Consider the following 6900-nt stretch of genomic DNA (forward strand, 5'->3'; position numbering starts at 1 on the left):
CAATCATCACGTCCACTGACGAATCATCCGTAGAAAACATCACTTTATCCGAACGGAAAGAAGGCGCATAGTGAGGGGCGCACCAGTGCTTTCCACGCAGACCAGGGAGTACCACCCATGACGACGATCCCCGTCCCCGCGACCGCGCACACCCCTGCGGAACCGTCGGCCGGACGCACCCTTCCCCACGCCGCCATCCCGGCGTCGCTGCCCGAGCAGGCCGTGGCCACGGTGCGCCGCTGGCTCACCGAGGCGGAGCAGTTCCCCAAGGACGCCTCGGGCGAGCAGCTGGCCGGGGTGCTCAAGGATCCCAGTGGACTGGACTTCACGGTCGGCTTCGTCGACGGCGTCATCCGTCCCGAGGACATCCGGGTCGCCGCCCGCAACCTCGCCCGTCTCGCCCCCCGCGTCCCGGGGTTCCTGCCGTGGTACCTGCGCACCGCGGTGCGCACAGGCGGTGTCCTGGCCCCGGTCGCCCCGCAGGTCGTGATCCCGGCCGCCCGCAAGGCGCTGCGCGAGATGGTGGGGCACCTCATCGTGGACGCCAGCGAGGCGAAGCTCGGGAGGTCGATCGCGAAGATCCGCACGGACGACGTCCGGCTCAACGTCAACCTCCTCGGCGAGGCCGTGCTCGGCGAGCGCGAGGCCGACCGCCGCCTGCAGGGCACCCACGAGCTGCTGGCCCGGCCCGACGTCGACTACGTCTCCATCAAGGTCTCCTCCACCGTGGCCCCGCACTCCGCCTGGGCCTTCGACGAGGCCGTGGCCGAGGTCGTCGAGAAGCTGACCCCGCTCTACGCCCGGGCCGCCTCGTTCTCCACGCCGAAGTTCATCAACCTGGACATGGAGGAGTACAAGGACCTCGACATGACCCTCGCGGTCTTCACCCGGATCCTCGACCAGCCCCAGTTCCGGGACCTCGAGGCCGGGATCGTGCTGCAGACCTACCTGCCGGACGCCCTGGAGGCGATGATCCGCCTCCAGGAGTGGGCCACCGCCCGCCGCGCCGCCGGTGGGGCGCGGGTCAAGGTCCGCGTGGTCAAGGGGGCGAACCTGCCCATGGAGCAGGTCGAGGCCTCCCTGCACGACTGGCCGCTGGCCACCTGGGGGACGAAGCAGGACTCGGACACCCACTACAAGCGCGTGCTGAACTACGCGCTGCAGCCGGAGCACGCCGACGCGGTGCGGATCGGCGTGGCCGGGCACAACCTCTTCGACATCGCCTTCGCCTGGCTGCTCGCCACCGAGCGCGGCGTGGTCGAGGCGATCGACTTCGAGATGCTGCTGGGCATGGCCACCGGCCAGGCCCAGGCCGTCAAGCGCGACGTCGGCTCCCTGCTGCTCTACACCCCGGTGGTGCACCCGGCCGAGTTCGACGTGGCCATCGCCTACCTGATCCGCCGCCTGGAGGAGGGGGCGAGCCAGGAGAACTTCATGTCCGCGGTCTTCGAGCTCTCCGCGAACGAGGAGCTCTTCGAGCGGGAGAAGAACCGCTTCCTCGCCTCGCTGGCCGCGCTGGACGACACCGTCCCGCTGCCCCACCGGGTCCAGGACCGCCGGCTGCCCGAGCTGCCCGCCCCGACCGACGGCTTCGCCAACACCCCCGACACCGACCCGGCCGTGGCCGCCAACCGGGACTGGGGCCGGGCGATCCTCGACCGCGTCCCCGGATCGACGGCCGGCACGGCGACCGTCGCCGCCGCGGCGCTGCAGACCGAGGAGCAGCTCGACCGCGTCATCGACGCCGCGCTCGAGGCCGGCCGCGGCTGGGCCGCGCTGACCGGCGCCCAGCGGGCCGAGGTGCTCCACCGCGCTGGGGAGGCCCTGGCGGCCCGCCGGGCGGAGCTGCTCGAGGTCGCGGCCGCGGAGGCAGGCAAGACCCTCGACCAGTCCGACCCCGAGATCAGCGAGGCCGTCGACTTCGCCCACTACTACGCCGAGCGCGCCCGGGAGCTGGACGAGGTCGACGGCGCGTCCTTCGTGCCCTCCCGGCTCACCGTGGTGACCCCGCCGTGGAACTTCCCCGTGGCCATCCCGGCCGGCTCGGCGCTGGCCGCCCTGGCCGCCGGGTCCCCGGTGGTGTTCAAGCCGGCCGGCCCGACCAAGCGCTGCGGCGCCGTGGTGGCCGAGGCGATCTGGGAGGCCCTGGACGCCTCCGGGGTCCCCCGGGACGTGCTCGCCCTCGTGGACCTCGAGGAGCGTGCCCTCGGCCGCCAGCTGGTCTCCCACCCGTCGGTGGACCGGCTGATCCTCACCGGTGCGTACGAGACGGCGGAGCTGTTCCGCTCCTTCCGCTCCGACCTGCCGCTGCTGGCCGAGACCTCGGGCAAGAACGCCCTGATCGTCACGCCCAGCGCCGACTTCGACCTCGCCGCCAAGGACGTGGCCTACTCCGCGTTCGGCCACGCCGGGCAGAAGTGCTCGGCGGCCTCCCTGGTGATCCTCGTGGGCTCGGTGGCGAAGTCCAAGCGGTTCCGCAACCAGCTGGTGGACGCGGTCAGCTCCCTGACCGTGGACTACCCGACCAACCCCGCCGCGCAGATGGGCCCGCTCACCGAGCCCGCCGAGGGCAAGCTGCTCCAGGCCCTGACCAGCCTGGAGGAGGGCCAGTCCTGGCTGATCGAGCCGCAGCAGCTGGACGGCACGGGCAAGCTGTGGTCCCCGGGCGTGCGCACCGGGGTGCAGCGCGGCTCCGAGTTCCACCTGGTCGAGTACTTCGGCCCGGTGCTCGGCGTGATGACCGCCGAGACCCTGGAGGAGGCCGTGGCCATCCAGAACGAGGTCGACTACGGCCTCACCGGCGGTCTGCACTCCCTGGACCCGGAGGAGATCGGCTACTGGCTGGAGCACGTCCAGGCCGGCAACGTCTACGTCAACCGCGGGATCACCGGGGCCATCGTCCAGCGCCAGCCCTTCGGCGGCTGGAAGAAGTCCGCGGTCGGCCCGGGCACCAAGGCCGGCGGCCCCAGCTACCTCATGGGCCTGGGCGAGTGGGAGCCGGCGCCGCTGCGCGGGAACGGACGCCCCGTGACCGACGCGGCCGTGGCCGGCCTGCTCGACGCCGCCCGTGCGGGGCGGGCCGGGGTCACGGCGCAGGAGGCCGGGACGCTCGAGCAGGCGCTGCGCAGTGACGAGGCCGCCTGGGCCGAGGAGTTCGGGGTGGCCCGGGACGTCTCGCAGCTCTACGCGGAGCGCAACGTCTTCCGTTACCTGCCGCTGCCGGTGACGGTGCGGCTGTCCGAGGGGGAGCCCCTGGTCGATCTGCTCCGCGTGGTCGCCGCCGGCCTGCGCGCCGGCGCCGAGCTCACCGTCTCCTCGGCGCTCGAGCTGCCCGCCGCGGTGGCCGCCGTGCTCACCGGCCGCGGCGTGCGGGTCCGGGTGGAGGACGACGCCGCCTGGCTGGCCGGCGCCGCCGAGCTCGGCGGCGGGCGGGTCCGTCTCGTCGGCGGGGACCGCGCGGGCCTCATCGCCGCGACCGGGTCCCGTCCCGACGTGGCCGTCTACGCCCACCCCGTCACGGGGGCCGGCCGGGTCGAGATGCTGCCGTTCCTGCACGAGCAGGCCGTGAGCATCACCGCCCACCGCTTCGGCACGCCCAACCACCTCACGGACGAGCTGATCTGACGACCTGGTCCGACCAGCTGATGTGACGAGCTGATCCGACGCACGCTGCGACGGCGCCCCGCGCCGCGGCCCCCGTTCCCGGACGGGCCGCGGCGCGGGGCGCCGTGCCGTTCCGGGGCGGGCCGTTCAGCTCCGGATCAGGGAGGCGTAGACCACGAGATTCTCGTCGAAGGACCCGGTCGCCGGGTCGTAGCCGTCGCAGGTGACCAGCCGCAGCTCCGGGCCCGCGGTGTTGCCGTAGACCCGCAGCGTGGGGAACGAGTCCTTCGCGTGGCGTTCGACGGCGTCCACCGCGAACTCCGCCGTGGACCCGTCTGCCCGGGCCACGACGATGCGGTCCCCGGCGGTCAGCCGGTGCAGGTCCGCGAAGACCCCCGGGCCGCCGCCGGTGGCGTTGACGTGCCCCAGCAGCACGGCCGGGCCCACCTGGCCCGGAGCGGGTGACCGCCGGTACCAGCCGGCCGGGGCGCCCGGGTGCTCCGGCGGGACCTCCAGGGTGCGGTCGGGGCGCCGGTCCAGCGTCATGAGCCGGTCCTCCACCCCGATGGCGCCGATGGTGAGGCGCACCGGGGCCGAGGCGGGCAGCGCCCGCGGGCGGGGCTCCGAGGCCGGCCCGCGCGCGGGGGCACCCGGTGCCGGGGCGCCGGACGCCGTGGCGCCGGGTGCCGGGAGTGCGGAGGTGCCGGCCGTCGGAGCGCCAGGGAGGCCCGAGGTCGTCGCAGCGCCGGGCCCCGCAGTGCCGGGCGCCGGGCTGCTGGAGGCCGTTGCCTCCGGCGGGAGGGAGACGGCGGGCGGGACGGGAGCGGCGAGCGGGACGGGATGCCCGGCGACGGGGCGCTGCGCCGTCGTGGGGTGCGACGGCGCGGTGCTGTCCCCGGTGCACCACAGGCCCAGGACCACGGCGAGACCCGCCACCCCCGTGCGGAGGTGGCGGGTCTCGGCGCGGTGCCGGGGCACGGAGCGTCCGGGGTCAGCGACCGCCGGCCGCGCGGCGGCGCAGGCCCACCGCGGCACCGCCCAGGGCGAGCATCCCCAGCACGGCCGCCCCGGCCAGACCGCGGGCGTCCGAGCCCGCGGCCGCCGTCTCCACGCCGGTGTCCGCCGGGCCCTCGGGCATCGCCATCTGGGCGGGTGCGAGCACCCCGCAGGCGATCGGGATGTCGGAGGCCAGCGGCAGGGCCGGGGCCATCGGGTTGGCCTTCGCCTGCGCCTCGGCCGAGAGCGCCGCCGGGTCCGCGCCGTGGACGTTGACCACCGCGGTGCCGCTCTGCAGGGCGGCGAGCGTGGCGCCGTCCACCGGGAAGGTCCGCTGATAGGTGTAGGCCTCACCGGCCGGGAAGCGGTCGATGGCCACCGCGGAGGCAGGGCTCGTGTCCCCCGAGGTGGTCAGCGAGGTGCCGATCCCGCCGGTCCAGGGCTGACCCTCCATGGAGCTCACCGCGCCGTCGCCGTCGGCGTCGGCGCTGGGCGGAGCGCACACCCCCTGGCCCCCGATGTGGATGTGCTGGGCGTGCGGATAGGGCGCGCCCTGGAAGAGGGCGGGCGCCCCGGCGACCTCGACGGTCACCGTGGCCTCCTGGCCGGTGACGTCGACGACGGCGCTGCCGGCGGCGGTGCTGTTGTTGACCGGCGCGAGCTCGGCCTGGAAGGACCAGCTCTCGGCGGCGGTGGCGGCGGTGGCGGGCAGGGTCACGGCCGCGAGTGCCAGGGCGGGCGCGGCGAGCAGAGCGGACTTCTTCATGGGATCGGCCTCTCGGTCAGGAATGACAGGGCTGGGAAGTGACGCGAAACACAGTCTACTGATCATTCGAGCCGTGTCGAGGGGTGGTGGTCATGTGCGACCGTGCATGCGTCATGCAGCAGTCCGCGTCCGAGCGGTGGACGGGCCGACAGGTCGGTCGGCAGGGAGATGCTCCGGAAGGCCCGGCGGGGTGCTGGGGCGGGTGCCGAGAGGTCCCCGGTCGAGGTGCTGTCCTCTCGGCGAGCACGAGGCAGGGGAGGTGCGGCCCGTTCACGGCGGTCGACGGGGCCGGGAGGTGAGCCGCCCCCGGTGGATCAGACCGGGGGCGGCGCCGTGAGCTGCCGGCCGGCTGCGCTCCGGTGTCCCCCCACGTGCATCGCACATCGGACCCGTGCGCCGGCCGAGCTCCTCGAGATCAGATTACTGACATGTAAACGAATTGACGGCATTGTGTAAGCCGCTTCACACGGGGGCCGTGTCGGCGCTGACCTGCGCCGGGGCCGCCGGCCGGCTTCCGCGCGGAGGGCGTCGGCTCAGCCCGCGGCGGCGAGAGCGCCGACCCGCCGGGCCTCCGCCGATGCGCGGTGACCCTGGGTGCGCAGTTCGGTCACTCCTGTGCTCGGCGCCGCCGCGCGGGGTCCTCGACGGTCCTCACGGACCGGGACGGAGGGCGCCCCGTCGTGGCGCAGGGCTGCGAGCACGGACTCCTCGTCCAGGCTGGCGGCCTCGGACAGGGCGGCGAGCGGCACCCCGTGGCGGGCGGCCAGGCGCAGCTCGGCGTGCAGGGCGTCGACGGCCCGGTCCAGCTCCCACTGCGCGGTCTCGGCGCCGGCATCCAGCAGCCACACGTGCCGGGCGGCGCTCTCGTACTCCTCGGAGGCGTCGTCCTCCGCGAGCTGCTGGTCGAGGGTCCACTCGGCCGTCTCGGCGCGCCCGGCCGCCGCCAGGACCCGCCGGGTGAAGAAGGGGTGGAACAGGTGCTCGTCCCCGCGGGCGACGAGCGGCGCGCCCGTCCCGGCGGGATCCTCCGTCTCGAGCAGGAAGCCGCAGGTGCAGGCGTGCAGCCGGCGGCCGTCGACGGCGGCCTGGGCGGCGGCGTGGTTCGCGCGGCCGTCGAGATCGGCGAGGTCGAGCGGGCGCACCGGCATGGGGCGGCCGCAGTGCACGGGGCCCGTCGTCTCCAAGGTGGCCGGACGGCCGGTTACCGGCTCCGTCCTCTGCTGCGTGGACCGGTGCTGCACCTGCTGGTTCATCCCTCGACCTTCCTCACGTTCCCTGCGTTCCCTGCGGTGGTGCGCATGCCGGGCCGGAACCGCGAGACGCGCACCACATCATCCAAGTCGATGGTGTCTAGTTTGTCTAGTTACTCGAATCCCGGGCTTGTCAGTGGCCTAGGATGATCGGCATGACGTCTCGAGTCCCCACCTCCTCCGGCTACTGGTACGGCACCGACGACGCCGCCGGGCCCGGACCGGTGCAGGTGCTCGAGGCCCTGCGCGCCTACCGCACCGCCGAGACCGCGATGCGCCGGCGCA

General features: G+C 74.4%; 4 protein-coding genes. 1 reads left to right on the plus strand and 3 read right to left on the minus strand.

Annotated features, from left to right (window positions below):
* Positions 1 to 117 precede the first annotated feature (117 nt).
* The gene (locus PU704_RS01940; RefSeq protein ID WP_277549904.1) at positions 118 to 3624 is read left to right on the plus strand and encodes a bifunctional proline dehydrogenase/L-glutamate gamma-semialdehyde dehydrogenase; all 3507 of its coding nucleotides are present in this window, start codon (positions 118 to 120) and stop codon (positions 3622 to 3624) included.
* Positions 3625 to 3750: 126 nt separating this feature from the next.
* On the opposite strand, the gene PU704_RS01945 is transcribed toward PU704_RS01940, so the two are convergent.
* The 3 genes from PU704_RS01945 to PU704_RS01955 form a co-directional block, all read right to left on the minus strand.
* Positions 3751 to 4638, minus strand: coding sequence for a class F sortase (locus PU704_RS01945; RefSeq protein ID WP_338130205.1), 888 nt, complete (start codon positions 4636 to 4638; stop codon positions 3751 to 3753).
* On the minus strand, positions 4595 to 5365 hold the full coding sequence (locus PU704_RS01950) for a hypothetical protein (RefSeq protein WP_277549905.1): 771 nt from the start codon (positions 5363 to 5365) through the stop codon (positions 4595 to 4597). Before PU704_RS01950 ends, PU704_RS01945 begins: the two co-directional genes overlap by 44 nt.
* 533 nt (positions 5366 to 5898) lie before the next feature.
* Entirely contained in the window at positions 5899 to 6618 is a 720-nt protein-coding gene (locus PU704_RS01955) for a hypothetical protein (protein ID WP_277549906.1), read from the minus strand.
* Between the last annotated feature and the right edge of the window lie 282 nt (positions 6619 to 6900).

The organism is Kocuria oceani, from assembly GCF_029524215.1.
In the GTDB taxonomy this organism is placed as follows: domain Bacteria; phylum Actinomycetota; class Actinomycetes; order Actinomycetales; family Micrococcaceae; genus Kocuria; species Kocuria oceani.

What these genes read in the sequence shown, in the direction of transcription:
- PU704_RS01940 (WP_277549904.1), top strand. Translation starts at nt 118, where the DNA reads ATGACGACGATCCCCGTCCCCGCGACCGCGCACACCCCTGCGGAACCG.
- PU704_RS01950 (WP_277549905.1), bottom strand. Translation starts at nt 5,365, where the DNA reads ATGAAGAAGTCCGCTCTGCTCGCCGCGCCCGCCCTGGCACTCGCGGCC.
- PU704_RS01955 (WP_277549906.1), bottom strand. Translation starts at nt 6,618, where the DNA reads ATGAACCAGCAGGTGCAGCACCGGTCCACGCAGCAGAGGACGGAGCCG.